Source organism: Streptomyces tanashiensis (genome assembly GCF_014648895.1).
Classification (GTDB): domain Bacteria; phylum Actinomycetota; class Actinomycetes; order Streptomycetales; family Streptomycetaceae; genus Streptomyces; species Streptomyces tanashiensis.
On record NZ_BMRZ01000001.1, the window covers coordinates 658,342 to 684,548 of the forward strand.

The 26,207-nt window shown below is 73.2% G+C and carries 25 protein-coding genes; 13 read left to right on the forward strand and 12 right to left on the reverse strand.

Annotated features, from left to right (window positions below; all coding sequences use genetic code 11):
- Positions 1–55: 55 nt before the first annotated feature.
- Entirely contained in the window at positions 56–2,935 is a 2,880-nt protein-coding gene (locus tag IE237_RS02935; protein WP_189800189.1) for an AfsR/SARP family transcriptional regulator, read from the reverse strand.
- 215 nt (positions 2,936–3,150) lie between these two features.
- On the opposite strand from IE237_RS02935, the gene IE237_RS02940 reads away from it, so the two are divergent.
- A complete protein-coding gene (locus IE237_RS02940; RefSeq protein ID WP_229842216.1) occupies positions 3,151–3,717 on the forward strand; it encodes a helix-turn-helix domain-containing protein in 567 nt (188 codons plus the stop codon).
- 113 nt (positions 3,718–3,830) lie between these two features.
- Here the strand turns inward: IE237_RS02940 and ilvA are convergent, their stop codons facing one another.
- Positions 3,831–5,060, reverse strand: a complete 1,230-nt coding sequence (gene ilvA / locus IE237_RS02945) for a threonine ammonia-lyase (protein ID WP_189800190.1) — start codon at positions 5,058–5,060, stop codon at positions 3,831–3,833.
- Positions 5,061–5,209: 149 nt separating this feature from the next.
- Between ilvA and IE237_RS02950 the strand changes: the two genes are divergently transcribed.
- The 3 genes from IE237_RS02950 to IE237_RS02960 all read left to right on the forward strand — a co-directional run bounded on the left by IE237_RS02950 (position 5,210) and on the right by IE237_RS02960 (position 6,617).
- Positions 5,210–5,749 (forward strand): MarR family winged helix-turn-helix transcriptional regulator, encoded by a 540-nt coding sequence (locus tag IE237_RS02950; protein ID WP_189800191.1) that lies wholly within the window; start codon positions 5,210–5,212, stop codon positions 5,747–5,749.
- Between the two features lie 31 nt (positions 5,750–5,780).
- Complete coding sequence (locus IE237_RS02955; protein ID WP_189800192.1) at positions 5,781–6,251, forward strand: sigma factor-like helix-turn-helix DNA-binding protein; 471 nt, start codon at positions 5,781–5,783, stop codon at positions 6,249–6,251.
- Positions 6,252–6,365: 114 nt separating this feature from the next.
- The gene (locus tag IE237_RS02960) at positions 6,366–6,617 is read left to right on the forward strand and encodes a hypothetical protein (RefSeq protein ID WP_189800193.1); all 252 of its coding nucleotides are present in this window, start codon (positions 6,366–6,368) and stop codon (positions 6,615–6,617) included.
- A 34-nt stretch (positions 6,618–6,651) separates the two neighbouring features.
- Here IE237_RS02960 and IE237_RS02965 read toward each other — a convergent pair whose 3' ends face one another.
- Positions 6,652–7,806 (reverse strand): cystathionine gamma-synthase, encoded by a 1,155-nt coding sequence (locus IE237_RS02965; protein WP_189800194.1) that lies wholly within the window; start codon positions 7,804–7,806, stop codon positions 6,652–6,654.
- A 72-nt stretch (positions 7,807–7,878) separates the two neighbouring features.
- Here IE237_RS02965 and IE237_RS02970 point away from each other — a divergent pair, with 72 nt between their 5' ends.
- From IE237_RS02970 to msrA, 4 genes are all read left to right on the forward strand, one after another.
- On the forward strand, positions 7,879–8,988 hold the full coding sequence (locus tag IE237_RS02970) for a tetratricopeptide repeat protein (RefSeq protein ID WP_189800195.1): 1,110 nt from the start codon (positions 7,879–7,881) through the stop codon (positions 8,986–8,988).
- A 141-nt stretch (positions 8,989–9,129) separates the two neighbouring features.
- Positions 9,130–10,791: a M48 family metallopeptidase gene (locus tag IE237_RS02975; RefSeq protein ID WP_189800196.1), complete on the forward strand. Its 1,662-nt coding sequence runs from the start codon at positions 9,130–9,132 to the stop codon at positions 10,789–10,791.
- A complete protein-coding gene (locus tag IE237_RS02980; protein WP_189800197.1) occupies positions 10,788–11,915 on the forward strand; it encodes a hypothetical protein in 1,128 nt (375 codons plus the stop codon). The genes IE237_RS02975 and IE237_RS02980 overlap by 4 nt, the downstream gene beginning before the upstream one ends.
- Positions 11,916–11,947: 32 nt before the next feature.
- Positions 11,948–12,613, forward strand: a complete 666-nt coding sequence (msrA, locus tag IE237_RS02985) for a peptide-methionine (S)-S-oxide reductase MsrA (RefSeq protein ID WP_189800198.1) — start codon at positions 11,948–11,950, stop codon at positions 12,611–12,613.
- A gap of 10 nt (positions 12,614–12,623) precedes the next feature.
- On the opposite strand, the gene IE237_RS02990 is transcribed toward msrA, so the two are convergent.
- Both IE237_RS02990 and IE237_RS02995 read right to left on the reverse strand, forming a co-directional pair.
- Positions 12,624–12,977 carry a DUF1330 domain-containing protein gene (locus IE237_RS02990; RefSeq protein ID WP_189800199.1) on the reverse strand — a complete coding sequence of 118 codons (354 nt, stop codon included), beginning with the start codon at positions 12,975–12,977 and terminating at the stop codon, positions 12,624–12,626.
- Positions 12,978–13,079: 102 nt separating this feature from the next.
- The gene (locus IE237_RS02995; protein WP_189800200.1) at positions 13,080–14,132 is read right to left on the reverse strand and encodes an NAD(P)-dependent alcohol dehydrogenase; all 1,053 of its coding nucleotides are present in this window, start codon (positions 14,130–14,132) and stop codon (positions 13,080–13,082) included.
- Between the two features lie 128 nt (positions 14,133–14,260).
- On the opposite strand from IE237_RS02995, the gene IE237_RS03000 reads away from it, so the two are divergent.
- Positions 14,261–15,106, forward strand: a complete 846-nt coding sequence (locus IE237_RS03000; RefSeq protein WP_189800201.1) for a helix-turn-helix domain-containing protein — start codon at positions 14,261–14,263, stop codon at positions 15,104–15,106.
- Positions 15,107–15,182: 76 nt separating this feature from the next.
- Here the strand turns inward: IE237_RS03000 and IE237_RS03005 are convergent, their stop codons facing one another.
- Complete coding sequence (locus IE237_RS03005; protein ID WP_189800202.1) at positions 15,183–16,451, reverse strand: L,D-transpeptidase; 1,269 nt, start codon at positions 16,449–16,451, stop codon at positions 15,183–15,185.
- Between the two features lie 183 nt (positions 16,452–16,634).
- Positions 16,635–16,973, reverse strand: a complete 339-nt coding sequence (locus IE237_RS03010; RefSeq protein ID WP_189800203.1) for a hypothetical protein — start codon at positions 16,971–16,973, stop codon at positions 16,635–16,637.
- 111 nt (positions 16,974–17,084) lie between these two features.
- On the opposite strand from IE237_RS03010, the gene IE237_RS03015 reads away from it, so the two are divergent.
- Complete coding sequence (locus tag IE237_RS03015; protein ID WP_189800204.1) at positions 17,085–17,351, forward strand: hypothetical protein; 267 nt, start codon at positions 17,085–17,087, stop codon at positions 17,349–17,351.
- Between the two features lie 216 nt (positions 17,352–17,567).
- On the opposite strand, the gene hutH is transcribed toward IE237_RS03015, so the two are convergent.
- Positions 17,568–19,109 carry a histidine ammonia-lyase gene (gene hutH, locus IE237_RS03020; RefSeq protein WP_189800667.1) on the reverse strand — a complete coding sequence of 514 codons (1,542 nt, stop codon included), beginning with the start codon at positions 19,107–19,109 and terminating at the stop codon, positions 17,568–17,570.
- Between the two features lie 240 nt (positions 19,110–19,349).
- Here hutH and IE237_RS03025 point away from each other — a divergent pair, with 240 nt between their 5' ends.
- Entirely contained in the window at positions 19,350–19,886 is a 537-nt protein-coding gene (locus IE237_RS03025) for an RICIN domain-containing protein (protein WP_189800205.1), read from the forward strand.
- 4 nt (positions 19,887–19,890) lie between these two features.
- On the opposite strand, the gene IE237_RS03030 is transcribed toward IE237_RS03025, so the two are convergent.
- From IE237_RS03030 to IE237_RS03045, 4 genes are all read right to left on the reverse strand, one after another.
- Complete coding sequence (locus IE237_RS03030; RefSeq protein ID WP_189800206.1) at positions 19,891–21,051, reverse strand: GGDEF domain-containing protein; 1,161 nt, start codon at positions 21,049–21,051, stop codon at positions 19,891–19,893.
- Positions 21,052–21,138: 87 nt separating this feature from the next.
- Positions 21,139–21,927, reverse strand: a complete 789-nt coding sequence (locus tag IE237_RS03035; RefSeq protein ID WP_189800207.1) for an enoyl-CoA hydratase/isomerase family protein — start codon at positions 21,925–21,927, stop codon at positions 21,139–21,141.
- Between the two features lie 62 nt (positions 21,928–21,989).
- Entirely contained in the window at positions 21,990–23,141 is a 1,152-nt protein-coding gene (locus IE237_RS03040) for an adenylate/guanylate cyclase domain-containing protein (RefSeq protein WP_189800208.1), read from the reverse strand.
- A 186-nt stretch (positions 23,142–23,327) separates the two neighbouring features.
- Positions 23,328–24,173, reverse strand: coding sequence for a biotin--[acetyl-CoA-carboxylase] ligase (locus IE237_RS03045; protein ID WP_189800209.1), 846 nt, complete (start codon positions 24,171–24,173; stop codon positions 23,328–23,330).
- 134 nt (positions 24,174–24,307) lie between these two features.
- Between IE237_RS03045 and IE237_RS03050 the strand changes: the two genes are divergently transcribed.
- Complete coding sequence (locus tag IE237_RS03050) at positions 24,308–25,900, forward strand: acyl-CoA carboxylase subunit beta (protein WP_189800210.1); 1,593 nt, start codon at positions 24,308–24,310, stop codon at positions 25,898–25,900.
- A gap of 26 nt (positions 25,901–25,926) precedes the next feature.
- On the forward strand, positions 25,927–26,139 hold the full coding sequence (locus IE237_RS03055; RefSeq protein WP_189800211.1) for an acyl-CoA carboxylase epsilon subunit: 213 nt from the start codon (positions 25,927–25,929) through the stop codon (positions 26,137–26,139).
- Positions 26,140–26,207: the final 68 nt, after the last annotated feature.

Here is a 26,207-nt window from a genome sequence, read left to right on the forward strand (position 1 = left end):
TCCTAGGATTTCGGCGCGGCTCCCGCCCGGTGAATCCGTGACCCGGGACACACGATCAGGCCGGGGTACGGGCCTCGCCCGGCCCCGCGGGCCAGGCCCGCACCTCCGCGAGGCGCCGGCGCAGCTCGACGACCCTGCCCATGTCACCGAACCGCTCCATGCCGAGCAGCGCGCGCTCCCAGCAGGCCACGGCCTCGGCGGGCTCGCCGTGATCGGAGAACGCGTCCCCGAGGCCGAACAGGGAGACGGCCTCGCCGTGCAGGTCCCCGCCCTGCCGCTGGAGGACGAGCGCCCGCCGGTACGCCTCGACCGCCTCCGCCGGGCGGCGGGCGCCGCGCAGGACGTCCCCCCTGATCCGCAGGCCGATGGCGAGGCTCACCCGGTCGCAGGTCGCGTGCTGGGTCTCCTCCGCCTCGTCGAGGACGGCCAGGGCCTCGTCGTGGCGGCCCAGGTTGGCCAGGGCGTCCGCCAGGTTGTTCATCGTCGCCGCGCTGTCGCTCTCGTGGACGAGGGCCTGCTGGTAGTAGCGGAGCGCCGACTCGTGGTCGCCGAGGTCGGTCCAGCAGGTGCCGATGTTGCTGAGGACGGCGCCGAGCTCGCGGTCCCGCCCCGGCCTTCCCTCGTGGACGCTGAGGGCCTGGCGGTAGTACTCGATCGCCTCGTCGGGACGGCCCACCTGCATCCGGCTGTTCCCCAGGCCGTTCAGCATCCACGCCTCGGCCAGTTCGTCCCCGTCGGCCCTGGCCGCCGCGAGGCCGATGGTGTGGCTGGACAGCCAGTCGTCGCTCCGGCCGAGCCTGAGATACGCCCAGAGGGCGGCCGCCACCTTCCACGCGAGGGCGTGGAGCCCGGCGTCGTGCGCCAGGCACACCCCCGCGACCAGCAGCTTCCGCTCCCGCTCGCACCAGGCGTACGCCTCGTCGTAGCCGGCGAAGGAGACCGGCCCCCGCTCCTGCCCCGGTATCCGCTCCAGCGGTACGCGGCGGGCCGAGGGCGCGAGCCGGGCGGTGGCCGCGTCGGCACCGTGCAGACACCAGGTGACCAGGCGCTCGACGGCCCGCAGCCGCTCCTCCTCGGTGTCCGTCTCCTTGGCGAGCTCCCGCGCGAGCGCCTGCACCAGGCAGTGGAACTGGTAGCGGCCCGGTGCGGGGGACTCCAGGAGGTGGGCGTCCACGAGCGCCTCCAGCCAGTCCTCCACGGACAGCTCGTCGCACTCCAGCAGGGCGGCGGCCGCCTCGACGCCGAACGCCACGCTCGGCATCAGCCCGAGCAGCCGGAACGCCCGCGCCGGGCCTGCCGGACCCGCCGGGTCCTGGAGGAGCAGTTCGTAACTCATCTGGAGCGCCGTGCGGACGTGCAGGTCGTCGGCGTACAGCTCGCGCAGGACACGGCCGTGGTTGTTCAGACGGTGGGCCAGGTCCCGGACCGACCAGGCGGGGCGGGCGGCGAGGCGGGAGCCCGCGAGGCGCAGCGCCAGCGGCATCCCGCCGCACGCGCGCAGCACCTCGGCCGTCGCCTCCGGATGGGCCGCGACCCGCTCCTCCCCGACGATCGAGGAGAGCAGCCGGTGGGCCTCGTGGTCCGGCAGGGCCCCGAGGTCGATCCGTACGCCCGGGAAGCTGACCAGCCGGCGGCGGCTGGTGACCAGGACGGCGCTGCCCGCCGCGCCCGGGAGCAGGGGCCGCACCTGGGCGGCGTCGCCCGCGTCGTCCAGGAGGATCAGCATCCGCCGGCCGGCGACCAGGCTGCGGAAGAGCGCGCTGCGGGCCTGCACCCCGCCCGGCACCTCCTCCGGGGCCACGCCGAGGCTCCGGAGCAGCAGCCCGAGCGCGGTCTCCGGGGGCATGGGCATCGTGGTCATGCCGCCGAGGTCCAGGAAGATCTGCCCGTCGGGGAACCGCGCGCGGATCTGGTGCGCCGCCTGCACCATCAGGGTCGTCTTCCCCATGCCGCCACCGCCGGAGACCCGGTGGACGAGGACCGTCGCGCCCTCGGGCCGGTCGGTCACGGCGAGCTCGCCGACGATCCGCCCGAGCTCGTCCTCCCGGCCGGTGAAGTCGGCGATCGCCGAGGGCAGCTGGTGCGGTACGCGCGCGGTGGAGGCCCTCGTCCCGACGGCGGCCGGCGGGTCCTCGGGCGCCGCCGGCACGGCGAGCGCCGGGTCGAGCCGGAGGATGCGCCGGTGCAGCTCCACGAGCCCCGGCTCGGGGTCGACACCCAGCTCGCTGCGGATCGTCCGGCGCGCGGTGTCGTAGGCGAGGAGGGCGTCGGCCTGCCGTCCGCTGCGGTGGAGCGCCAGCATCAGCTGTCCGTGGAAGGTCTCCCGCAGCGGATGGGCGGCGACGAGCTCGGCCAGTTCGGCGGCGATGCCCTGGTGGCGGCCCAGGTGGAGATCGGCCTCGTAGCGCCACTCCAGGACCTGGAGCCTGGCCTCCTCCAGGCGCCGGACGAAGGGTCCGCGCTCGGTGTCGGGCAGGGCGACGTCGGAGAGCGGCTCGCCGCGCCACAGGGCGAGCGCCGAGCCCGTCAGGGCCTCGACCGCCGTCCAGTCCTTGGCCAGTCTCGCCGCGCGCGCCCGGCAGAGGAATCCGTCGAACAGGGAGACGTCCAGCTCGTCCTCCGCGACGCGCAGCCGGAAGCCGACGGGGGCGACCTGGATGCGGGACTCCGTCCCGCCGCCGTCGTCGAGGTCGCGCCGGATGCGGGCGACGTGGTTGTGGAGGGAGGCGCGGGCGGTGGCCGGAATCGAGTTCCCCCACATCGCGGTCTTCACGGTGTCCCAGGACACCAGGGTGTCGGGCCGCATCAGGAGCACGGCGAGGAGCGCCCGTGCCTTCGGCGTCCCGACCGGCCGGGGTGTGCCCCCGGCGTCCTCCACGACGAACGAACCCAGCAGGCCGAAGCGCACGGCGACCATCCCCCCATAGCCGTTCACCAGCACGAGGGAGGTGATCCGACGGAGGCATCGTAGGCACGGAGTGGCCGAAAGGTGAGGTGGTTTCGCATGGTGGGCGCTACGGCGTGTCGGACCCGTCCCGGGTGTCCCGGACGGGGGCCCGGGACACCGTTGGCGTGCTGTTGGCGGGCTGTTGGTCGCGGGGGTGAAGCTGGGGTCCTGGCACGGAGCACGACGATGACGGGGAGCACGAGATGGCGGTCGGCGTACACGGCACGGGCAGGACCGGCGGGACGAGCGGGACGGGCAGGACCGGTGGGGCGGGGGCGGCCGGCGGGGTGGGCGAGCCGGGCGACCGGGGGTGCTCCGGATGTGCCGGGTGTGACACGACGACGCCCTGGGCGGAGCTGGCCGCCGAGATGCGCCGCATCAAGTGCGCCACCGAGCTGAGCTACGGCAAGCTCGCGCAGCGCACCCACTACAGCCGCTCCTCGTGGGAACGGTTCCTGAACCAGAAGCAGTTGCCGACGCGGGTCGCGGTCGAGGAGTTCGCCGCGGCGGCCGGGACGGACCCGGGCCCGCTCCTGCTCCGCCTGGAGCGCTCGCTGGCGCACGAGACGGCCGCCCGCGCGGCGGCCGCCGCCCACGACGGGGCACGGGGCGGGGAGCCGGCACTCGTCCCCGCGGTCCCGGCCGCCCGACGGGACTCCGGCCGCCCGGGCCTGGGCCGGCCACTGGGCCTGCTCGCGGCGGGGGCCCTGGTCGGCGGCGGTCTGGTGACGGTCCTCAACCGGGCGGTCCGGGTCCGCAGGGACCTCTGAGGCGGGGCCGCACGGAGGGGGGCTCCGGGGCAGGGCCTCAAGGAGACCGAGGAGGCGTCCGCGGGGACGCCGGTCGAGCGGTGCGCGACCGGCGGTCCCGCGTCCGCGGGAGCTCAGCCGAGCACGGTGTACCCGGCGTCCCGCAGCGCCTCCTCCACCTCCCGGCAGTGCTCCGGGCCCTTCGTCTCCAGGTGCAGCTCGACCTCCGCCTCCGTCAGACCGAGGCGCGGATCGGTCCGTACGTGGCTCACGTCGAGGACGTTCGCGTCGACCACCGTCAGGACCGCGAGCAGGGTCGCGAGCGCCCCCGGCCGGTCCGTGACGCGCAGCCGCAGGCTCAGGTAGCGGCCCCCGGCGGCCATGCCGTGCCGCAGGATCCGCTGGAGCAGCAGCGGGTCGACGTTCCCGCCGGAGAGGACCGCCACCACCGGCCCCTCGAAGGCCTTCGGGTCACTCAGAAGGGCCGCCACGGGGCTCGCGCCCGCCGGTTCGACCAGCAGCTTCGCCCGCTCCAGGCAGAGCAGCAGCGCGGAGGAGAGCGCGTCCTCGGAGACCGTGCGGACCTCGTCGACGTACTCCTGGATCAGGGCGAACGGCACGTCGCCCGGACGCCCGACCTTGATCCCGTCCGCCATCGTCACGGGCGACTCGATCACCACCGGGTGTCCGGCGGCCAGCGAGGGCGGGTAGGCGGCCGCGCCCTCCGCCTGGACGCCGATCACCCGCACGTCCGGGCGCACCGACTTCACCGCGAGCCCGATGCCGGCCGCGAGACCGCCGCCGCCGATGCCGACGAGGATCGTCCGCACCTCGGGGCACTGCTCCAGGATCTCCAGGCCGACCGTGCCCTGCCCGACGATGACGTCGGGGTGGTCGAAGGGGTGGATGAAGACCGCGCCGGTCTCGCGGGCGTACTCCTCCGCCGCCGCGAGCGTCTCGTCGACGACATGGCCGTGCATCCGGACGTCGGCGCCGTACTCCCGGGTCGCCGCGACCTTCGGCAGCGGGGCACCGACCGGCATGAAGACGGTGGCGTGCACGCCGAGGAGTTTCGAGGCGAGCGCGACGCCCTGCGCGTGGTTGCCCGCGGAGGCGGCGACCACTCCGGCCGCCCGCTCCTCGGGGCGCAGCCCGGCGATCCGGACGTACGCACCGCGGAGTTTGAAGGAACCGGTCCGCTGGAGGTTCTCGCACTTGAGGTGGACCGGGGCTCCCACCAGCGAGGACAGATGACGGCTGCCTTCCATCGCCGTCACCCTGGCCACCCCGGCCAGCATCTTCTGCGCCCCCCGCACGTCGTCGAGCATCAGCCGGTGCAAGGGGTGTGGCGTACGGAAGCTCATGACAGCAAGTCTCGCAGCTCACGACCCCCGTGGCCGCCCGTCGGGCGGGCGTCGGGACGGGTTTGCGCAGCGCCGGTACGGACCCCGGCGGGGCCGCGTACTCTGTCCCCCACCGACCGACCACCCCCGCACGAGAGAGACCCACAGCCATGCCCAATTCTCAGGACATGACGACTGCGCTCGACCCCGGTCTCCTCGATGCCCTCCAGCACCAGGTGGCCGTCTTCGCCCGCCGGGCCGAGCAGACCCGCCTCGGCGGCACCGGCCAGCTCCGCAACTCCATGGACCGCGCGGCCTACCTCCTCCTCAACCGCCTCGACCAGGAAGGGCCGATGGGGGTGAAGGCGCTCGCGGCGGGCATGGGGATCGACTCGTCCACCGTGACCCGTCAGGTCGCCCCGCTCGTCGACACCGGCCTGGTGAAGCGGACCTCGCACCCGGAGGACGGGCGGGCGGTCGTCCTCCAGCTGTCGCCGCGCGGGCTCGCGCGTCTGGAGGAGGTCCGCTCCTCGCGCCGCCAGCTGATGGTCGAGGTCACGGAGGGCTGGACGCCCGACGAGCGGGAGTCCTTCTGCACCCTGCTCACCCGCTTCAACACCGCCCTGTCCGCGCGGCAGTCGGCGCACACGGGCCACGCGCCTGCCGAGTCGGCGGCGGGCCGGGCCGGGGAGTCCGCGCAGACCTCTTGACCCCGCCCCCGCGCTGTCCTCAGATGAGGAGGTGCGAGAGCAACAGCGCGGACGGAGCGCCGAACAAGCCCACCGCACCCGGGAGTTCGAGGCGTTCGTGGCCGGGGCGGCGGGCCGGCTGCTGCACGCCGCGACGCTGCTCACCGCGGAGACCCGCACCCGCAACCCGTACGCCCAGGCCCTGCTGACCGCCGCCCTCGCGCACACGTACGCGGTGTGGAACCGGCTGCGCGACGAGGACCCGTACGATCTCGCGCGGCGCGACCTCGCCGGCCGCTTCGCGCGCGGCGCCTGGCGCCACCACGGCGGCCAGGGCGGGGTGCTCGCCGTCCTCACCCCGCAGGAGCGGCTCGTCGTCGTGCTGCGGCTGTACGAAGGGGTCGCGGAGGAGCAGGTGGCGGCGCTGCTCGGCCTGTCCGAGGCCCGCGTCCGCGCCGTGTGCGCGCGCTCGGTCGCCACCCTCAGGGCCGCCGCCCGGGGCGCCACGGGGGCCGCCGCGTGAGCCGGGGCGCGAGCAGGCGCGCGCGCCGGGGTGCCGAAGCCCGTGCCGGCCGGCGGGCGAAGGCCCGTGCGCGCCGGCGGGAGGCCCTCGCGTGAGCCGGCGGGAGGCCGTCGCGTGAGCCGGTACGAGGACAAGGAGGCGGCGGTCCGGCGGCTGCTCGACACGCCGCACCCGCCCGTCCCCCGCGACCTCGCGCTGCGGGCCGCCGAGCGCGGGGCCCGTCGGCTCCACCACGCCCGGCGGGTACGGCGCGTGCTGTGGGCCCTGGGCGCGGTCGCCGTGCTCGCCTTCGTGGTGTGGGCGTCGATGACCCGCCCGTGGGAGGTCCCCCCGGCGGAGACGACCCCGCCACTCGAAGGCTGGTGACGGCCGGGAGGCCCGGCCGTCACCGCGCGCGGGACTAGCCCAGCGCCTGACGCAGGTCGGCGAGCAGGTCGTCGACGTTCTCGATGCCCACCGAGATGCGGACCAGGTCGGCCGGGACCTCCAGGGCGGAGCCCGCCACGGAGGCGTGGGTCATCCGGCCCGGGTGCTCGATGAGGGACTCGACGCCGCCCAGCGACTCACCGAGGGTGAAGAGCTGCGCGCGGTTGCAGACCTCGACGGCCGCCTCCTCGCCGCCCTGCACGCGGAAGGAGATCATGCCGCCGAAGGAGCGCATCTGCTTGGCCGCGATCTCGTGCCCCGGGTGCTCCGGGAGACCCGGGTAGAGGACCTGGGTGACCTTCGGGTGCTGGGTGAGCATCTCGGCGATCTTCGTCGCGTTCTCGCTGTGCCGGTCCATGCGCACGGCGAGGGTCTTGATGCCGCGCAGCACGATCCACGAGTCGAAGGGCCCGGCGACCGCGCCCATCGCGTTCTGGTGGTAGGCGAGTTCCTCGCCGAGCGCCTCGTCCGCGGTCACCAGGGCGCCGCCGACGACGTCGGAGTGGCCGCCCATGTACTTGGTGAGCGAGTGCACGACGACGTCCGCGCCGAGCGCCAGCGGCTGCTGGAGGTAGGGCGAGGCGAAGGTGTTGTCGACGACGAGCTTCACGCCGGCCTGGCGGGCGACGCCGGCGACGGCCTCGATGTCGGTGATGCCGAGGAGCGGGTTCGAGGGGGTCTCGACCCAGATCAGCTTCGTGCGGTCGTTGACCGCACCGCGCACCGACTCGATGTCGGAGGTGTTCGCGACGGAGAAGTCCACGCCCCAGCGCTGCACGACCTTGGCGAAGAGCCGGAAGGTGCCGCCGTAGGCGTCGTTCGGGATGACCACGTGGTCGCCGGGCACGAGGAGCGTGCGCAGCAGGCAGTCCTCGGCGGCGAGGCCCGAGGCGAAGGCGAGACCGCGACGGCCGCCCTCCAGGGCCGCGAGGTTCTCCTCCAGGGCGGTACGGGTCGGGTTGGCGCTGCGGCTGTACTCGTAACCTCCGCGCAGCCCGCCCACGCCGTCCTGCTTGTAGGTGGACACCTGGTAGATGGGCGGGACGACCGCGCCGGTCAGCGGGTCGGCGGTGTTGCCCGCGTGGATCGCGCGGGTCTCGAAGCTCTGATGAGAGTGCTGGTCGCTCATGAGTCAGGAGCGTAGTGCCGCGGGCCTCCCGCCGCTTCGTTCGTCTCACCGGGTGTCCTGGACAATGGACACATGGAGATTCTCTGGTTCCTGATCGCGCTCGGCCTGCTCTTCGGCGTCCTCGGTCCCTACCTGCTGCGCCGCCGGGGCGGCGGCGGGATCCGGCAGGTCGCGCCGGGGGCGCCGGACGCGGCGGACCCGGAGGCGTACGGCTTCGTGCGACAGGAGGACCAGGACGTGCGGCTGCCGGGCTCCGACGACGAGCTCCTCCACGTCCTCGACGTCGTCCAGGCCACCCAGGACTGGCGGCCGGCCTCGCGGCTGCTCGCCGCCACGGGCAAGGAGGGCGAGGTGCGCTGGCAGCGCGTCCAGGCCTTCGCGGGCGCGGCCTCCCTCGAACTGCAGCAGCGGCCCGGCGCCGGCGGGGCGTGGCTGCGGACCTGGCGGGCGGAGGCCCCGAAGGACGCGGGCGGCGCGGCCGTGCACGCCGAGTTCCTGGTCCAGCAGGCCTGGCGCTCCTCGGCGGCGGGGACGGACGACTTCCGGATCATCCTGGAGGAGGCGCTGAAGGTCACCGAGGAGGCGGCGCTGCTCGCCCCGGGCGACCCCGTCCCGTACATCACGCAGCTCGCGGTGGCGCGGGGGCTCGGCTACGACCACGAGCGGTTCGACCAGGTGTGGGCGCAGGTGATCGACCGCGCGCCGGCCCACATGGGGGCGCATCTGGCGGCCCTGCACTACTGGTGCGAGAAGTGGCACGGCTCCCGCGAGGAGGCCGACCACTTCGCGACGACGGCCGCGGCGCGCGCCCCGCACGGCTCGCTGCTCGCCGCGCTGCCGCTGTTCGCGGTGTTCGAGCACGTGCCGGACGTGGTGCTCGTGCAGGACTTCTTCCGTACGGCGGTGGTGTCCAAGGCGATGGACGGGGCGCTGTACGCGGTCCACTCGGCCCGCGCCGACGACCCGATGCTCGCGCACGTCCGCCATCTGCTCGTCTGGTTCCTGGTGCGCTCGGAGCGCTGGGCGGAGGCCATGCACCAGCTGGTCCGGGTCGACGGGCACATCGGCGCGGTGCCGTGGACGCTGAACGCGGACCCGGCGGAGGCGTACACGCTCTTCCGGAACCTGGCGGTCGCGGGCTACGAGGCGAACGGCGGCAGCCCGGCGACGCTGCCGCGCTGACCGGCCGGCCGACCCGCCGTCACCTGCGCGAACCCACGGAATCCAGGTGGACGGTATCCGTCCCCGTGGGCCATGATCGAGACTCCCCCCACCTGCTCGTACGATGATCGTCACGCCTTTCCCGTGGGGGGAATCTGCCCGATGGGCGCCACTCTGCGCGCGCTGCGCGCCCTCGTCCTGCTCGCCGGCTTCCACCTGCTCGGCCTCCTCCTGCTCGCCCTGCTCGGCGCGCTGGACTGGGTGGCCTGGCGGTGGGCTCCGGCCGTGTGGGCGCTCAAGACGTACGCCCTGAGCTTCGTCCTCGCCGTCCCCGTCGTCCGCGGCATGCTCATGCTCCGCACCCCCCGGGACGAGGGCGTCGCCGGCGTCCCCGTCACCGAGGCCGAGGAGCCCCGGCTCTGGGCGGCCGTACGCGAACTCGCCGGGCGCGTCGGGACCCGGGCGCCCGACGAGATCCGGCTCACCGCCGACATGAACGCCGCCGTCACCGAGGACGCCCGCCTCCTCGGCCTCCGCGGCGGCACCCGCCGCCTCTACCTCGGACTCCCCCTGGTGGCCGGCCTCCCCGAGGCCCGGCTGCGCGCCGTGCTCGCCCACGAGCTCGGCCACTACGCCAACTCCGACACCCGCCTCTCCGGCATCACCGAACGCAGCCGCCTCCACGTCGCCCGCACCGTCGGCCGGTTCGAGGAGAAGTCCGGCCTCAAGGTCGCCAAGGAACGCGCCCGGCAGGAACGGAAGTCCGCCCGGCGGGTCGCCAAGGGCAAGACGGCCAAGGAGGTCGACACCACCGGAGCCGGCTTCTCGTACCGCGTGATGGCGCGGATCTACACGGCGTACGGCCGCTTCTCCATGCGCGCCACCCAGAGCGGCTCCCGCCGCCAGGAGATCGCCGCCGACCTCGCCGCCGCCCGCATCGCCGGCCGCGACGCCACCGCGTCGGCGCTGCGCGCGCTTCCGGCGCTCGACACGGCGCACGAGTTCTACCTGAACTCGTACGCCACCCTCGGCGTCGAGTTCGGGATGCTGCCGCCGCACGGGGAGGTCTTCGGCGGAGTACGCCACCTGCTCGACGCCCGCGCGGAGGAACTGGCCGGGATGCGCGCCGAACTGCCCACCGAACCCGCCACCCCGTACGACTCGCACCCGCCGACCGCCGAGCGCGTCGCCACGATCGAGTCCCTGCCCGACGACGGCCGGTCCGCGGAGGAGGACCGCCCGGCCTTCGCTCTGTTCGCCTCCCCCGAGGCGGCCCTGCGCGCGGTCGAGGACGCCACCCTGACCCCGGAGGCGCTGTCGATGCGCCGACTCGACTGGCCGGAGCTGGTCCACGCGTCGATGACCGCGCGCTACGTCCGGGACACGGAGCCGCTGCGCACGGCGATCACGGAACTGCCCGGGACGCGGGACGATCGGGCGGCCGGCGAGGGCACCGCCCTGGACCTCGGCCTCGGCCTCGCCATCGCCCGTCAGACCGAGGCCTTCCTCGACGCCGTCGACACCGGTGCGGTCTGGGACCTCGTCGACCGGCTTCCCAAGTCCGAGGAGGCCGCCGCCGCCACCGGGCGGGCGGCCCGCGAGTTCGCCCGCTCCTCGCTGCGACGCGAACTCGCCCGCCTCCTGACGACCGCGCTCACCGCGGACGGCCGGGCCCGCTGGCAGCTCTCCTGGTCGGCCCCCGCGTCCCTGCTGCTCCCCGACGGGTACGCCGACGAACTCCCCGCGGCCCTGGACGCGGCGATCGCGGACCGCCCCGACACCGAGCCGCTGCGCAAGCTGCTGGCGACCGGCGGCGCGCTGTGACCGTACTGCTCTGGATCGTCCTGACCCCGCTCGCGCTGTGCGTGGCGGCCGTCGCCCTCGTCTTCCTCGTGGCGATCGTCCGCGGCCTCACCCGGGACGTCCGCACCGACCCCGGTGCCGCGGAGACCGCCGCCCGGGTCGCCGCGCACGGGCTGCTGCCCGCCGAGCGGCAGCACACCGAACGGGCCGCGCCCCTGGCCCCCGCCCTCGCCGTGGCGCTGGCCGCCGCCCGGGCCGGAGACTGGGCGCCTGCCGCCGAGCTGCTCGACGCGACCGCGGAGGCCCGCGACTGGGAGGGCCGCACGGCGCTCTGCGAGCGGCTCGCGGATCTGGCCGCCGAGGAGGACGGGTGGCTGCGGGACTGGGAGGAGGCCCGGCCGGCCGATCCGGGGGCGGCGCTGGTGCGGGCACGCGGGACGGTGTTCCTGGCGTGGAACGTACGGGGCGGGCAGCGGGACGAGGACACCACGCAGGAGCAGGCCGAGGGGTTCCGCCGCGTCCTGGCCCGCTCCCGGGCGGAGCACACGCGCGCGGTGGCCCTGGCGCCGGCGGAGGACCCCGCGCCGTACGTGGGCGCGATCTGGACGGCGATGGGCCTCGGCCTGCCCCACGAGGAGCTGCGGCGGCTCTGGCACGAGGTCACCGACCGGGCCCCGCACCACTACGAGGCGCACTTCGCGGCGCTGCAGTACTGGTGCGGCAAGTGGTGCGGCTCGGCGGAGCAGGCGCACGCCTTCGCGGTACGGGCGGCGGCGGGCGCCCCGGCCGGCAGCCTGCTGACGGCGCTCCCGCTGATCGCCCACTTCGAGCACGACACCTCGGACGCGACGGACGTCGACCGGACGCCGGAGATGTACGCGGCCGTGGACGCGCTCCTCGCGGACGTGACCGCCGCCGACCCTGACCACCCGCGCCTCCCGGAGGCCCGGCACCTGCTGGCGTACTACCTCTGGCTCCAGGACCGGCACACGGAGGCGATGGAGCAGTTCCGCCTGGTGGACGGCTACGTCGGCGCCCTGCCCTGGCGGTACAAGACGGACCCGGCGGAGGAGTTCTGCCGGGCCCGCGACGACTGCGCGGGGCACGTACCGGACGGGGAATCCCGCCCGCCCCTGCGGCGTTGACAGGACTGCCGACCGTCGAGGAGAGATGCAGCATGTTCCTGTCCCGCACCCCCGTCCTCCCCACCCCCGAGCAGGCCCTGCCCGGCCGGGCCGAGCCGGAGTTCTCCGTCCCGGAGCGCCACACCGTCCTCGGCAACCCGCTCCTCGGCCCCTACCCGGAGGGCCTTGAGGTCGCCGACTTCGCGCTGGGCTGTTTCTGGGGGGCCGAGCGCAAGTTCTGGCAGACCGAGGGCGTCTGGACGACCCTCGTCGGCTACCAGGGCGGCATCACGCCGAACCCGGCGTACGAGGAGGTCTGCTCGGGCCTGACCGGGCACACCGAGGTCGTCCGCGTCGTCTTCGACCCGTCGAAGGTCTCGTACGCGTCGCTCCTGAAGCTCTTCTGGGAGTCCCACGACCCCACGCAGGGCTTCCGCCAGGGCAACGACGTGGGCACCCAGTACCGCTCGGCGGTCTACACCCACTCCCCCGCCCAGGCGGAGCAGGCGGAGGCCTCCCGCGAGGCCTACCAGAAGGTCCTGACGGGCTCCGGCTACGGAGAGATCACCACGACCGTCCTGCCGGCCGACGGGACCCGCCCCTTCTACCCGGCGGAGGCCTACCACCAGCAGTACCTCGACAAGAACCCGGCGGGCTACTGCGGCATCGGCGGCACGGGCCTGTCCTGCCCGATCGGCGTCGCGAAGGCGGACGGCTGAGTCCCGCTCGTCAGGTTCGGGCGACGGCCGCGCGGAGACGGGCGGCCGTCGCCGCCGCCTCGTAGCCCTCCGGGACGCCTTCGACCAGGAGGACGTCGCCGGTCATGTGGCGGGTGCGGAGGGGGATCAGGGCCTGGTAGGGCTCGGAGTCGTACCAGGCGCGGGCGTTCTCGTACGTCGGGAAGCCGATGATCACGAGGGCGCCGGGCCAGGTGCCCTCGCGGACCTCGCGGGCGGGGGCGCCGTGGACGAGGAAGCGGCCGCCGAAGGGGTCCAGGGTGGCCTGGATCCGCTCCATGTAGGTGAAGACCTCCTCGTCGAGGACGGGCTTCGGGTGCAGGTTTCCGATGGCGTATGCGGTCATGACGCCAGCGTGCCGGGGCATGCCGTACCGGGTCGATTACCCGGGACGTCATGCCCCGGCCGTCATGTACCGGCCGCCGAAGGGGTCGAGGGCCGCCGTCGGTCAGATCGTCGACGTGTCGATCACGAAGCGGTAGCGGACGTCGCTCTTCACGACCCGCTCGTACGCCTCGTTGATCTGGTCCGCGCGGATCAGTTCGATCTCCGCGCCCAGGCCGTGCTCGGCGCAGAAGTCGAGCATCTCCTGGGTCTCGGCGATGCCTCCGATCATCGAGCCGGCGAGGGTCTTGCGGCCGCCGATGAGGGAGAAGAGGCCGACCTTGACGGGCTCCTCGGGGGCGCCGACGTTCACCAGGGCGCCGTCCGTCCTGACCAGGCTCAGGTAGGCGTCGAAGTCGAGCGGCGCCGAGACCGTGGAGATCACCAGGTCGAAGGTGCCGGCGAGCTCGGTGAAGGTCCGCGGGTCGCTGGTCGCGTGGAAGTGGTCGGCGCCCAGCTTCAGGCCGTCCTCCCGCTTGCGCAGCGACTGGCTGAGGACGGTCACCTCGGCGCCCAGCGCGTGGGCGATCTTGACGCCCATGTGGCCGAGACCGCCGAGGCCGACGATCGCGACCTTCTTGCCGGGGCCGGCCTGCCAGTGGGCGAGCGGGGAGTAGAGGGTGATGCCGGCGCAGAGCAGCGGGGCGGCCTCGTCCAGGCCGATGCCCTCGGGGATGCGCAGGGTGTAGTTCTCGTCGACGACGATGTGGGTGGAGTAGCCGCCGTACGTCGGCTCGCCGTTCTTGTCGAGCGCGTTGTACGTGCCGGTCATGCCGCTGGTGCAGTACTGCTCCAGGCCGCGCAGGCAGTACGCGCACTCCCGGCAGGAGTCGACGAAGCAGCCGACGCCGACCCGGTCGCCGACCCGGAACTTCGTCACGCCGGGACCGACCTCGGCGACGATCCCGGCGATCTCGTGTCCGGGGACCATCGGGAAGATGCCCTCGCCCCAGCCGTCGGTGGCCTGGTGGATGTCCGAGTGGCAGATTCCGGCGTACTTGATCTCGATGAGGACGTCGTGCTCGCCGACGGGCCGGCGCGGCACGGTGGTGCGCTCCAGCGGGGCGTTGGCGGCGGGTGCGGCGTACGCGGGGACGGTGGTCGCGTTCGTGGTCATGCGTCCAGCGTGCCGGAGCGCGAGGAACGTACCCAGCCACCTGTTCTGCCTACGACCGGTGTGCCTACCACTGGCAGGGTCAGGATCGTACGTCCGTCCGCGCGGGCCGGCGGCGATAATCGGGCGGTATGGACCTCAGTGCCGAACTCAGTGAATTCCTGCGCTCCCGCAGGGCCCGGCTGAAGCCCGAGGACGTGGGCCTGCCCGAGTTCGGGCGCCACCGTCGGGTGCCGGGCCTGCGCCGCGAGGAGCTGGCGCAGCTGGCCGGGGTGTCCGTGGCGTACTACACGAGGCTCGAACAGGGCCACGGGCGGAACGTGTCCATGGAGGTGCTCGACTCGATCGCGCGGGCGTTGCGGCTGAGCGAGGCGGAGCGGGAGCATCTCACCCGGCTGGCGAAGCCGGCGCCGGGGCGGCGGCGGCCGTCGCGGCCGCAGCGTCTGCGGCCGGGCGTGCAGCAGTTGATGGACGCGATGGCGGGGGTCCCCGCGTATGTCGTGGGGCGCCGCACGGACGTCCTCGGGTGCAACCGGATGGCCGCCGCGCTGTTCGGTGATGTCGCCGCGCTGCCGCCGGAGGAGCGCAACATCGCGCGGCTTCTCTTCCTGGGCGACAACTGCCGGGACCTGTTCGTCGACTGGGAGCAGAAGGCGTGCGAGGTCGTGAGTTTTCTGCGGCTCGACGCGGGCCGGCATCCGGACGATCCGCTGCTGTCGGCGCTGGTCGGCGAGCTGTCGGTGAAGAGCGAGCCGTTCAGGAGCCTGTGGGCGGCGCATCACGTGAAGGACAAGGGACACGGCAGCAAGCGGCTGCACCACCCGCTGGTGGGTGAGCTGACGCTGTGGTGCGAGACGCTGATGCTCGCCGACGACCCGGAGCAGTGCCTGGTGACCTTCCACGCCGAGCCGGGTTCGCCCTCGGAGGAGGCGCTGGGGCTGCTGGCCAGCTGGGGTGCGGAGCACGCCCTGCGGTGACGGCAGGTGACGGCAGATGACGACGGACGGCGGCCCCCTCGGAGCGAGGGGGCCGCCGTTCTCGTCCGTGCGTGGATCAGACCGCCGAGCCGGCCTTCCACTCCGACCAGCTCATGTTCCAGCCGTTGAGGCCGTTGTCCGGCTTGATCGTCTTGTCGTTGGAGTTCTTGACGATCACGACGTCACCGATGATCGAGTTGTCGAAGAGCCAGGCGGCCGTCTGGTTGGGGTCGCCGGCGCCCTTGACGTCTGCGAGGCCGACGCAGCCGTGGCTGGTGTTCACGCTGCCGAAGATCGACCGCGCGCCCCAGTAGTTGCCGTGGATGAAGGTGCCGGAGGTGGACAGGCGCATGGCGTGCGGCACGTCCTTGATGTCGTACTCGCCCTTGCCGTCGTCGTCGGTGAAGCCGACGGTGGCGCCGTTCATCCGGGTCTCCTTGAACTTCTCGGAGATCACCATCTGACCGTTGTAGGTGGTGTTCTCCGGGGAGCCGGCGGAGATCGGGATGGTCTTGATCGTCTTGCCGTCCTGCTTGACCGTCATGGTCTTGGTGGCGACGTCGACGGTCGAGACCTGGTTGCGGCCGATCTTGAAGGTGACGGTCTTCTGCTGGACGCCGAAGACGCCGTCCGCGCCCTCGACGCCGTCGAGGTCGAGCTTCAGGGTGACGGTCGAGCCCTCGGTCCAGTACGCGTCGGGGCGGAAGTCCAGACGCGTGGAGTCGAACCAGTGGCCGACGACCTCCTGGCCGGAGCTGGAGGAGACCGTGATGCCGCCCTGGACGGCCTTCTTGTCGGTGATCGCCTTGTTGAAGTTGATCGAGACCGGCATGCCGACGCCGACGGTCGAGCCGTCCTCGGGCGTGAAGTTGCCGATGAAGCTGTTCGCCTGCGAGACGGTGGTGAACGAGGAGTTCTCGTGGGCCTCCAGGCCCGCCGCGTCGGCGGCGGTCACGGCGATCTTGTAGACCGTGGCGCGCTTGAGCGGCCCGCTCGGCTTCCAGCTGAGGCCGTCGGCCGCTATCTCGCCCTTGACCTCGGCGCCCTCGGCCGAGGTCATGGTGACCGCGGTGAGCTTGCCCTCGGTCACGGTGACCTTGGCGTCGTTGTTGATGGAGGCGTTCTGCGCGCCGTTCTTCGGCGAGATGGTGATCTGCGCCTTGGAGGTCTTCTGCGCGGCCGCCTCGTCGACCTGGGCCTGTGACTGCGGCGTCGCGGAACCGGAGGCGCCGCCGTCCTTGTCCCCGTCGTTGCACGCCGAGAGCACGAGTACGCCGCTGAGCACCGCGGCGGCGGCCGCCAGGCTCCTGCGGCGCTTGCCGACCGTCATCACACGCTTCTCCATCGTCGCCGGTTCCCTGCCAACATCTTCTATGAACGCCCATGACACCCCGTCCGGTTCCGTGACCGAACGGTTTTGTGGGGAACACCACTGATCCACACGCACGGGCGGAGCATCCGGTTCCCGGTGCCGCGCAAAGGCCCCGGGACGGCGTCCCGGGGCCCGCGAACAGGGCGGATACCGGTCTTACGACCGGACGTCGTCTTCCTCGGCACCATCTTCCTCGCCGAGGTCCCACTCCAGCGCATCGGGGTCGTACTCGATCTCCTCGCTGCTCCAGGAGGCCTGGACCATCTCGATCCCGGGGACGTCGCGGATCAGGTCGAAGGGCTCGACGAGGTAGGCGAGCGCCTCGGCGCTGTCCTCGCGCGCGGCCTCGCGCGCGTGCACCCGCTCCTCCTCGGGCATGAAGTCGTCGCCGTCGATCCGGGCCTCGGCGGCCTCGGTCAGTTCGGCGGGTCCGTCGATCTCCAGGACGACATCGACGCGAAGGCGGACATAGCGTGCGGTCTCAGATGTGCTCATGGGTCGGAGCGTAGGGGTCCGGGGGGTCTCGGCTTTCCCGCGACCCGCTGTGTTCCGTAGCATCGGCGCACCGACCAATTCGCGGTTTCCGCAAGGGGGATCGAAATTTCCGTGTCCGCCGCCCGACGCCCACTGCTGACCGCCGTGACCGCGGGGACGCTGCTGTGCGCCCTGTGGTTCGTGCCGTCCGCGAACGCCACCGACCAGCAGGGCGGGGCGCGGATCGGGGTGACCCAGGACGGTCCTCTGACGGACGACGGGCGCCTGGCCGAGACGGGCCGGGACACCACGCCGTATCTGCTGGGCGGGACGGGTTTCCTGGGGGTCGGGGCGGGTTTCGTGGCGCTGGCGATGCGCAGGCGGGGCCGCGCCTTCTGACGTGACGCGGCGCCGGGGTCGTGACCTCCGGGGCCGCGCCTTCGAGGCGATGCGGCGCCCGGGCCGCGCCTTCTGACGTGACGCGGCGCCGGGGTCGTGACCTCCGGGGCCGCGCCTTCGAGGCGATGCGGCGCCCGGGCCGCGCCTTCCGGCCGTGTACGCGAGGAAGGGCCGCCTCCGGGGATCGGGGGCGGCCCTTCTCGTACGGTGCCGTCGTTACGCCAGCGGGCCGGTGACCGGCTCGACCGCGGCGACCAGCTTCCCTTCGCGGACGAAGGCGTCGGCGGCCGCCAGGTCGGGGGCGAGGAACCGGTCCGGGCCGGGGCCCTCGACGCCGGCCGCGCGCAGGGCGTCGATGGCGGCCTGCGAGGCGGGCGCCGGGGTCAGGCCCGTGCGGAGCTCGACGCCCCGGGTGGCGGCGTACAGCTCGACCGCGATGATCCGGTTGAGGTTGCCGATCGCGGTGCGCAGCTTGCGGGCGGCGGACCAGCCCATGGAGACGTGGTCCTCCTGCATGGCGGAGGACGGGATGGAGTCGGCGGAGGCCGGGACGGCGAGCCGCTTCATCTCGCTGACCAGGGCGGCCTGCGTGTACTGGGCGATCATCAGGCCCGAGTCGACGCCGGCGTCGTCCGCGAGGAACGGCGGGAGGCCGTGCGAGCGGTTCTTGTCGAGGAGCCGGTCGGTGCGGCGCTCGGCGATGGAGCCGAGGTCGGCGGCGGCGATCGCGAGGAAGTCGAGGACGTACGCGACGGGGGCGCCGTGGAAGTTGCCGTTGGAGGCGACGCGGCCGTCGGGCAGGACGACGGGGTTGTCGACGGCGGCGGCGAGCTCGCGCTCGGCGACGAGCCGGGCGTGGGCCATGGTGTCGCGGCCGGCGCCGGCGACCTGCGGGGCGCAGCGCACCGAGTAGGCGTCCTGGACGCGGGGGGCCTCGCCGGCCTGGGCGTGGCCGGTGAGGCCGGAGCCCTTGAGCACGGCCAGCATGTTGGCGGCGGAGGCGGCCTGGCCGGGGTGCGGGCGGATGGCGTGCAGCTCGGGCTCGAGGACCTTCTCGGTGCCGAGGAGGGCTTCGAGGGAGAGCGCGGCGGTGATGTCGGCCGACTTGTAGAGCGTGTCGAGGTCGGCGAGGGCCATGACCAGCATGCCGAGCATGCCGTCGGTGCCGTTGAGGAGGGCGAGGCCCTCCTTCTCCTTGAGCTCGACGGGGGCGATGCCGGCGGCGGCGAGGAGCTCGCCGGCGGGCTTGAGCACGCCGTCGGGGCCCTCGGCGTCGCCCTCGCCCATGAGCGCGAGGGCGCAGTGGGAGAGCGGGGCGAGGTCGCCGGAGCAGCCGAGGGAGCCGTACTCGTGGACGACCGGGGTGATGCCGGCGTTGAGGACGTCGGCCATGGTCTGGGCGACCTCGGGGCGGACGCCGGTGTGCCCGGAGGCGACGGTCTTCAGCCGGAGGAACATCAGGGCGCGCACGACCTCGCGCTCGACGCGCGGGCCCATGCCGGCGGCGTGCGAGCGGACGATGTTGCGCTGGAGCTGGGCGCGGAGCTCGTGGCTGATGTGCCGGGTGGCGAGCGCGCCGAAGCCGGTGGAGACCCCGTAGACGGGCTCGGGCTTGGCGGCGAGCGCGTCGACGATGTCCCGGGCGGCGGCCAGGGCGCGCACGGCCTCGGTCGACAGCTCGACGCGGGCGCCGTGGCGGGCGACGTCGATGACGTCCTGCGGGGTCGTGCCGGACGTGCCGAGGACGACTGTCTGCATATCCATATTCAGCACCCTACGGATTGAAGACCGACATGTCACTAGTCGACTTCGTCACCGGTCCAGAGGGAGCCGGACCCTTACAGGGAGATGATCGCCCGTCCCGCCCCGATCGGCCCGCCGGGAGCCCGCCGGCATCTCGGGACGTCCCGGCGGGCCGTGGGACCGGTGAGGGGTGCGCGGCGCCGCTAGGTTCCCCCTGACCGCCACCGACAGCTCCAGCACCTCCAGGGGAACCCCATGCGCATACGCACCGCCGCCACCGCGATGACCATGGTCGCCGCGGCCGCTCTCGGCTCCTTCGCGACCGCCGCGCCGGCCCAGGCCGCCGACCGCTACAACATCGAGATCGACCTCGCCGACGGCAAGTGCCTCGACGTGCCCAACTCCGACTTCCGGGACCGCGTGGAGGTCCAGGAGTGGAGCTGCAACGGCACCAACGCCCAGCGCTGGGACGTCGTCTACGTGAGCAGCAAGTACTTCCAGGTGCGGGTGCACGCCAACCCGGGCCTGTGCCTGAACAACTGGAACGGCAAGGGCGCCAAGGGCGACCCCATCATGCTCCACCCCTGCAACACCAGCAACGACTCCTGGTTCAACCAGGTCGGTTCGGGCTGGAACGACTACTTCCAGTTCCAGCCCATCGACGCCGGCTCCACCTGCGTCACCGCCTGGGGCGGCACCGCCCAGGGCGCCAAGATGAAGCTCGACACGTGCTCCAACAACAGCTACGGCTCCTACTTCGACCTGTGGAACATCGTCCACTCGGAGAACTGAGCCGTCACGGGCCGCGGCCCTCCGGGGCGTCCGGCTCCGCCGGCAGCGGGCCCGTCGGCGGCGCGTCGCGGAAGCGGCGGCGGTCCCGGGCTCCGGGGGGAGCGTCGGCGAGGCGGATGACCGTGCCGTCGCGGCCCGCCACGACGGGCTTCGACGAGCGGTCGGCCTTGGCCCGGTACTGGGCGGCGTCGGCCAGCCGGAAGAGGCGGCGGGCCGACCTGAGCGGGCCGATGGGGTCGCCGGTGGAGGCGACCCCGCAGGCCACGCCCTCGCCGAGCTCCAGCTCCGCCGCCCGTACGCACAGCTCCTCGGCGACCGCGACGACCTCGTCCGCCGTCGGACCGACGCTGAGGAGGCAGAACTCGTCGCCGCCGAGGCGGGCGGCGAGGGCGCCGGGGAGCATGGCGCCGCAGCGGGAGAGGACCGAGCCGAAGCGTTCGAGCAGGCGGTCGCCGACGGCGTGGCCGTGGGTGTCGTTGACGTGCTTGAGGCCGTTCAGGTCGCAGACCATGAGGCTCACCACGGAGCCGTCCGCCCGGTAGCGCTCGATGGCCTCGTCCAGACGGGTGTCGACGGCCCGCCGGTTGGCCAGGCCGGTCAGCGGGTCGGTGAAGGCCAGCTTGCGGACCTCCTCCAGGCGTTCGGCCTGGGCGATGCCGGCGGCGACGACCGCCGCCAGGACCGTCGCGAAGTCGGCGTCCGCGCGGGTGAAAGGTTTCTGCTCCGGAGGGCGGGCCACGTACAGCTCGCCCCACGCGCGCCCGTGCAGCACGATCGGGGCGACCACGCAGCAGCCGCGCCCCCGCCGCCGCAGGCCCGTCACGCGGCCGGTCGGGACGGGGTCGGCGGCCGTCTCCACCCAGGCGTCCGGCTCGCCGCCGCCCGCCCACTGCTCGTGCAGGAACTCGGTGATCTCGGGGAACTGGTGCACCGGATACGTCTCCGAGTCCGGGAACTCCTCCTCGCCCACGGCCCGGTCCCCGGCGTTCACCAGGACCTTGAGGCGGCCGTGGTCCCGCTCCCAGACGGACAGGGCGGCGAAGCTCCCGTCGAGCCCTTCACAGGCCCCGAGCGCCGCCGCCCGCCAGAACTCGCGCGGAGTGTGCGCCGCCGCCATCGCCTGCGCCAGCGCCACCACGGCCCGCAGCCGCACGTCCTCTCCCATTCCTCCAGCTTAGGGAGGTTTGATCCGTTTTCCCTACCGAGACGTCACCGTAAGTCACATTTGGTACAAAACGGTAAGAATCGGGGATCACTCGCCCGGCCAGTTCGGCTTCCGCTTCTCGTTGAACGCCGCCACGCCCTCCGCCCGGTCGCCCGAGAAGGCCACCGAGCGCCAGGCCGCGTCCTCGACCTCAAGACCCGCCCGCAGGTCCAGGCCCATGCCGAGGCGCATCGCCTTCTTCGCCGCGCGCAGACCGACCGGCGAGTTCGCCGCGATCCGCCCGGCGAGCTCCAGGGCCGCCGTCCGCGCGTCCTCCTCCAGGAGGTCGACCAGGCCGAGCTCACGGGCCTCGGCGGCCTCCACGCGGCGGGCCGTGAAGACCAGCTCGGCGGCGCGCGCCGCGCCCACCCGGCGCGGGAGCAGCTGCGTACCGCCGCCGCCGGGGATGACGCCCACGGAGACCTCGGGGAGGCCGACGACGGCGGTCGCGTCGGCCACGATGACGTCGCAGGCGAGCGCCAGCTCGAAGCCGCCGCCGAGGGCGAAGCCGTGCACGGCGGCGACGGTCGGCATCGGCAGCTCCAGGACGCCGGTGTAGGCGGCGCGGGCGGTCGGGCGCTGGCGGACGAGCTCGGCGTCGGTGAAGGAGTTGCGCTCCTTCAGGTCGGCGCCGACGCAGAAGGCGCGGTCGTTCGAGGACGTCAGGACGGTGACCCGGACCTCGGGGTCGGCGGCGAGGGCGTCGCAGGCGGCGCCGATGGAGCGGGCCATCTCGGAGGAGACCGCGTTCATGGCCTTGGGCCGGTCGAGGACCAGCTCCGCGACGTGACCGTCCTTCCGGATCACCACGAACTCACCAAAGCGCTGCTCGGACATGACCGCACACCCTCCCGGTTCAGGCCTGTTAACGGCTGTTAACAGGCGTTCACCGGGAGATCCTAAGTCGGACGGCGGCTCAGGAGCCAGGGTTCGACGACGCCGAGGCCTCGGACCGGGCGCTGCCACATGGGCTGGAGCGCGAAGCGGTACGCGGCGGCCTGCCGGCCCTCCTTCTCGGCGCGGGTCGCCTCCTCGGCCGCCTCCGCCTCCGAGGCGGGTGCCTCGCCGGTCCTGGTCAGTTCCTCGGCGAGGGCGCCGTCGACGAGGACGGCGTCCTTGGGGGCTATCGAGGTGAGGCGGCTGGCCAGGTTCACGGTGGTGCCGAAGACATCGCCCATCCGGGTCGTCACGGTGCCGAAGGCGATGCCGACGCGCAGTGCGGGCATCGTCTCGTCGTGGCTGAGGGTCTCGATGAGCCGGAGCGCGATCTCGGCGGCCGTACCGGCGTCGTCGGCGCAGTACAGCACCTCGTCGCCGAGGGTCTTGATGAGCCGGCCGCCGTGCGCGGCGACGAGATCGGCGCAGGTGGTCTCGAAGGCCTCGACGAGCTCGCCGAGCTCCTCCTCCTCCAGGCGGCGGGTGAGGCGGGTGAAGCCGACGAGGTCCGCGAAGCCGACGGCGAGCCGCCGGTCGACCATCTCCTCGTCGTCGGCGGCCTGCACGAGCACCCGGCCGGTCGCGGCGGCGAGCTGCCGCCGCCAGACGTAGATGAGGAACTCCTCCAGCTCGGGCAGGAGCAGCTCGACCAGCGGGTACGTGACCTCGGTGCGGGTCATGCCGGGCTCGGGCGGCTCGGTGAGGCCCTCCAGGAAGGAGTCGATCTGCCACTCGGCGAGCCGGGCGGTGGTCTGTCCGGTGGAGCGGGCGACCTGCACGGCCATCGGCTCGCTGAGCAGCCCGGCCTCGACGAGACCGGCCAGCCGGCGCAGCGCGAGGACGTCGGCCTCGGTGAGCGCCTTGGCCTGGCCGATGTCGGCGAAGCCCATGGCGCGCCAGAAACGGGAGGCGAGCTCCATGGAGACGCCGGCGGTGCGGGCGGCCTGGAACGGGGTGTAGCGGCGTTCCGCGCCGAGGATGAGCTGTTCGAGGCGGATGGCGAGCGGATCGTCGCTCGGCTCGGCCGTGTGGTCGACCTCGTGGTGGGGGGTGGGGTACGTCGGCGGTCCAGCCGGCTCGGCTCCGCCGCCCGCGTTCGCGTCGTCGACGGTCACCGGCCGCCTCCTGCCCGTTCCCTGCCCACTTGTCCTGCCGATCTGTCGCCATGGATCGCGCTCCACGATACGGCAGGTGTGTGCTGGCTCACGCCCGATCGCCGCCACGTGGCGGCCGTGCGCGCGGGCCCTCCGGGTGAACGGCCTGGAGGGCGCGGCGCCCGTGGGGGTGTGCCCACACCCGTGTCACGTCCGCAGGTGGACGATGTCGCCCGCTCCCACCGCTTCCGTGCCGCCGCCCTCGGTGGCGACCACCAGGCGGCCGTCGCCGTCCAGGGCGACGGCCTCTCCCTCCAGCATGCGCTCGCCGGGCAGCTCGGCGCGGACGCGGCGGCCCAGGGTGGCGCAGCCGGCCGTGTAGGCCGCCTGGAGGCCGGAGGCGTCCGGGTCGCCGTCGGCCCGCACCCAGTCGCCGTACCACTGCTCCAGGGAGCGCAGGACGGCCCGCAGGAGGGTGTCGCGGTCGGTGGAGACCGCGCCGGCGAGGAGGAGGGAACCGGCCGCCGGGACGGGCAGCTCGTCCTCACGGAGGGTGACGTTGATGCCGAGGCCGACGACGATCGCGTCGGCGCCGGCGCGCTCGGCGAGGATGCCGCCGGTCTTGCGCTCCTCGCCCGCGACGGAAACCAGCACGTCGTTGGGCCACTTGAGGGAGGTGTCGACGCCGGCGGCCTTCGCGAGGCCGGTGGCGGCGGCCACGCCGGTGAGCAGCGGGAGCCAGCCCCAGCGGTGGACGGGCACGGCGGGCTTGAGGAGGACGGAGAGGAAGAGTCCGGAGCGGGCGGGCGCGGTCCAGGTGCGGTCGAGCCGGCCGCGGCCGGAGGTCTGTTCCTCGGCGACCAGTACGGCGCCTTCGGGCAGTTCGTCGGCCCGTGCGGCGAGGTCGCTGTTGGTGGAGCCGGTGGCGGTGACCACGTCGAGCGAGGTCCACAGTCCGTCGGGGAGGACGAGCGCGCGGCGCAGCGCGGGAGCGTTCAGCGGGGGCCGGTCGAGGTCGGACCAGCGTCCGCCGGAGCCTTGAGAGGACGTCATGCAAGCCAGACTAGGTGTGGCAAAGACCGCAGTGCCGAACCGTATCGGCGTCGATACGCTACGGGTCAGTAGGCCAGCAGTAGCCCATTCGTAGTCAACGAACCCCCCGTGACCAGGCAGGGAGCCGCATCCCGATGTCCGAGCCGGCAGAGCAGTACGAGATCGACATTCACACGACCGCGGGCAAGATCGCGGACCTCAAGCGCCGTATCGACGAGGCCACGCACGCCGGCTCGGAGCGCGCGGTGGAGAAGCAGCATGCCAAGGGCAAGCTGACCGCGCGCGAGCGGATCGCCCTCCTCCTGGACGAGGGCTCGTTCGTGGAGCTGGACGAGCTGGCCCGCCACCGCTCGACCAACTTCGGTCTGGAGAAGAACCGGCCGTACGGCGACGGTGTCGTCACCGGCTACGGCACGGTGGACGGCCGTCCGGTCGCCGTGTTCTCGCAGGACTTCACGGTCTTCGGCGGCGCGCTGGGCGAGACGTACGGCCAGAAGATCATCAAGGTGATGGACTTCGCGCTGAAGACGGGCTGCCCGGTCATCGGCATCAACGACTCCGGCGGCGCCCGCATCCAGGAGGGTGTGAGCGCGCTCGGCATGTACGGCGAGATCTTCCGCCGCAACACCCACGCCTCCGGGGTGATCCCGCAGATCTCCCTGATCGTCGGCCCGTGCGCGGGCGGCGCGGTGTACTCCCCCGCGATCACCGACTTCACGGTGATGGTGGACCAGACCTCGCACATGTTCATCACGGGTCCCGACGTGATCAAGACGGTGACCGGCGAGGACGTGGGCTTCGAGGAGCTGGGCGGCGCCCGGACGCACAACGCGACCTCGGGCGTGGCGCACCACATGGCGGGGGACGAGAAGGACGCGATCGAGTACGTCAAGTCCCTGCTCTCGTACCTCCCTTCGAACAACCTCTCGGAGCCGCCGGCCTTCCCGGAGGTCGCGGAGACCGAGGTCACGGACGAGGACCGCGAGCTCGACACGCTGATCCCGGACTCGGCGAACCAGCCGTACGACATGCACAAGGTCATCGAGCACGTCCTCGACGACGGCGAGTTCCTGGAGACGCAGGCGCTGTTCGCGCCGAACATCCTGACCGGCTTCGGCCGGGTCGAGGGCTTCCCGGTGGGCGTGGTCGCGAACCAGCCGATGCAGTTCGCGGGCTGCCTGGACATCGACGCGTCCGAGAAGGCCGCGCGCTTCGTCCGGACCTGCGACGCCTTCAACATCCCGGTCCTGACCTTCGTGGACGTGCCGGGCTTCCTGCCGGGCGTGGACCAGGAGTACGGCGGCATCATCCGGCGCGGCGCGAAGCTGATCTACGCGTACGCGGAGGCGACGGTCCCGCTGATCACGGTCATCACGCGGAAGGCCTTCGGCGGCGCGTACGACGTCATGGGCTCCAAGCACCTGGGCGCGGACCTGAACCTGGCGTGGCCGACGGCGCAGATCGCGGTCATGGGCGCGCAGGGCGCGGTGAACATCCTGCACCGCAGGACGATCGCCGAGGCCGAGGATCAGGACACCGAGCGGGCGCGGCTCATGCGGGAGTACGAGGACGCGCTGCTCAACCCGTACATCGCGGCCGAGCGCGGCTACATCGACGGCGTGATCCTGCCGTCGGACACGCGCCCGCAGATCGTGAAGGGCCTGCGTCAGCTGCGGACGAAGCGGGAATCCCTGCCTCCGAAGAAGCACGGCAACATCCCGCTCTAGCCCCTCCGGACCCTCAAGGAGCCGACATGATCAAGGTCGTACGAGGCAACCCGACTCCGGAGGAGTTGGCCGCCGCACTGGCGGTGGTCCAAGCCCGGGCCGCGGCCACGGCGGCGGCGTCCGCCGAGGCGGGCGGCCCGGCGGTGCCGGAGGGGTGGTCGGATCCCTCCCGTATCGCACGGACGGTACGGCAGCGGCCGGGCCCGCGGGCCTGGGCGCGGTCGTACTGGCCCGTCTAGTCGTCACAGCCGGAAGGCCGGACCCCGTGTGCGGGGGGTCCGGCCTTTCGCATGCCGCGCCGACACCG

What these genes read in the sequence shown, in the direction of transcription:
- IE237_RS02940 (WP_229842216.1), top strand. Translation starts at nt 3,151, where the DNA reads ATGGCGGTCGGCGTACACGGCACGGGCAGGACCGGCGGGACGAGCGGG.
- ilvA (WP_189800190.1), bottom strand. Translation starts at nt 5,060, where the DNA reads ATGAGCTTCCGTACGCCACACCCCTTGCACCGGCTGATGCTCGACGAC.
- IE237_RS02950 (WP_189800191.1), top strand. Translation starts at nt 5,210, where the DNA reads ATGCCCAATTCTCAGGACATGACGACTGCGCTCGACCCCGGTCTCCTC.
- IE237_RS02965 (WP_189800194.1), bottom strand. Translation starts at nt 7,806, where the DNA reads ATGAGCGACCAGCACTCTCATCAGAGCTTCGAGACCCGCGCGATCCAC.
- IE237_RS02970 (WP_189800195.1), top strand. Translation starts at nt 7,879, where the DNA reads ATGGAGATTCTCTGGTTCCTGATCGCGCTCGGCCTGCTCTTCGGCGTC.
- IE237_RS02975 (WP_189800196.1), top strand. Translation starts at nt 9,130, where the DNA reads ATGGGCGCCACTCTGCGCGCGCTGCGCGCCCTCGTCCTGCTCGCCGGC.
- msrA (WP_189800198.1), top strand. Translation starts at nt 11,948, where the DNA reads ATGTTCCTGTCCCGCACCCCCGTCCTCCCCACCCCCGAGCAGGCCCTG.
- IE237_RS02990 (WP_189800199.1), bottom strand. Translation starts at nt 12,977, where the DNA reads ATGACCGCATACGCCATCGGAAACCTGCACCCGAAGCCCGTCCTCGAC.
- IE237_RS02995 (WP_189800200.1), bottom strand. Translation starts at nt 14,132, where the DNA reads ATGACCACGAACGCGACCACCGTCCCCGCGTACGCCGCACCCGCCGCC.
- IE237_RS03000 (WP_189800201.1), top strand. Translation starts at nt 14,261, where the DNA reads ATGGACCTCAGTGCCGAACTCAGTGAATTCCTGCGCTCCCGCAGGGCC.
- IE237_RS03005 (WP_189800202.1), bottom strand. Translation starts at nt 16,451, where the DNA reads ATGGAGAAGCGTGTGATGACGGTCGGCAAGCGCCGCAGGAGCCTGGCG.
- IE237_RS03010 (WP_189800203.1), bottom strand. Translation starts at nt 16,973, where the DNA reads ATGAGCACATCTGAGACCGCACGCTATGTCCGCCTTCGCGTCGATGTC.
- hutH (WP_189800667.1), bottom strand. Translation starts at nt 19,109, where the DNA reads ATGCAGACAGTCGTCCTCGGCACGTCCGGCACGACCCCGCAGGACGTC.
- IE237_RS03025 (WP_189800205.1), top strand. Translation starts at nt 19,350, where the DNA reads ATGCGCATACGCACCGCCGCCACCGCGATGACCATGGTCGCCGCGGCC.
- IE237_RS03030 (WP_189800206.1), bottom strand. Translation starts at nt 21,051, where the DNA reads ATGGGAGAGGACGTGCGGCTGCGGGCCGTGGTGGCGCTGGCGCAGGCG.
- IE237_RS03035 (WP_189800207.1), bottom strand. Translation starts at nt 21,927, where the DNA reads ATGTCCGAGCAGCGCTTTGGTGAGTTCGTGGTGATCCGGAAGGACGGT.
- IE237_RS03045 (WP_189800209.1), bottom strand. Translation starts at nt 24,173, where the DNA reads ATGACGTCCTCTCAAGGCTCCGGCGGACGCTGGTCCGACCTCGACCGG.
- IE237_RS03050 (WP_189800210.1), top strand. Translation starts at nt 24,308, where the DNA reads ATGTCCGAGCCGGCAGAGCAGTACGAGATCGACATTCACACGACCGCG.
- IE237_RS03055 (WP_189800211.1), top strand. Translation starts at nt 25,927, where the DNA reads ATGATCAAGGTCGTACGAGGCAACCCGACTCCGGAGGAGTTGGCCGCC.